Genomic DNA, 1056 nt, shown 5'->3' with positions numbered 1-1056 from the left:
AAGCTGATCATGTCTGTCGTTCTCCGCTGGCAGGGCGTCAAGTCAATGATGGCAGATTGATGGGGTTTTTAGAGGCTCCTAACTATCAAAAGGTCGCGCTCAATGGATTCAGCGACAGCGACACCAAGAACTCGGCGGCGCGCACCACCTATCATCACAACCGCTCCGAGAACGTCGAATCGCGCGTGCCGTTGCAGCGGCGCGGCCTGAGCCACGTCTACAACAACAACTACTTCAACGAGGTCACCACCTAGGGCATCAACGTGCGCATGGGCGGCGTGGCAACGATCAAATCCACCTACTTTCAGAACACAAGAACCCGGTAACCTCACGCGACAGTAGCCAGATCGGCTATTGGGACCTGATCAACAACTACGTCGGCAGCGGCATCACCGGGGGGCACGCCGGACGGCAGAAACCTACGCCAATGCCACCAACTGGATCACCACTAAAGTCTTCCCGGAGCCGCTGGGCTACACCCGACGTCCCCCGCCCTGAGTAGCGGCCGGGTTTAGAGTCCGGGGGGGGAATGATATCGATGTTGGCCAGATGTTTGGCATAAGCAGCCGGCGTCATGCCGCCGATTGCTTTTTTGGGTCGTTCCTCGTTGTCTTCGCGTCGCCAGCGTTCGATCTCGGTGCGTGCATGCAGCAGCGTTGGGAACCAGTGCTCGTTGAGGCATGCGTCGCGTAGTCGGCCGTTGAACGATTCGACGTAGGCGTTCTGGTTCGGTTTGCCCGACTGGATCAGCCGTAGCTGCACACCACGGGCATGCGCCCAGGCGACCGTCGCCTTGCCGCACACCTCCTTGCCGTTGTCAGGACGGATCACTTGCGGCAAACCGCGACTGCGTGCCAACCGATCCAGCACGCGCGTCACCCCGTGCCCGGAGATCGCGCGCTCCACGTCGATGGTGACCGATTCGTGCGTGGCGTCGTCCACGATGACCAGACACTTGATCACCCGACCGTCGGCGGTGCGGTCGAACAAAAAGTCCATCGACCACACCTGGTTGGCCTGCGCCGGCCGCAACAGCTGCTGACGCTCGCCCACCGG

2 pseudogenes are annotated in these 1056 nt (G+C 61.0%); one reads left to right on the top strand and one right to left on the bottom strand.

Annotation, left to right across the window (positions count from 1 at the left end):
• Positions 1–80 precede the first annotated feature (80 nt).
• Positions 81–480, top strand: a pseudogene (locus tag XpopCFBP1817_RS20845) (pectate lyase family protein); the annotation flags it as partial.
• 42 nt (positions 481–522) lie between these two features.
• On the opposite strand, the pseudogene XpopCFBP1817_RS20840 reads toward XpopCFBP1817_RS20845, so the two are convergent.
• A pseudogene (locus XpopCFBP1817_RS20840) lies at positions 523–1056 on the bottom strand (integrase core domain-containing protein); the annotation flags it as partial.

This window comes from Xanthomonas populi (assembly GCF_002940065.1).
GTDB classification, from domain to species: Bacteria; Pseudomonadota; Gammaproteobacteria; order Xanthomonadales; family Xanthomonadaceae; genus Xanthomonas; species Xanthomonas populi.
The sequence above is the reverse complement of the archived record's forward strand: the minus strand, read 5'-3'. Positions and strand labels throughout refer to the sequence as shown.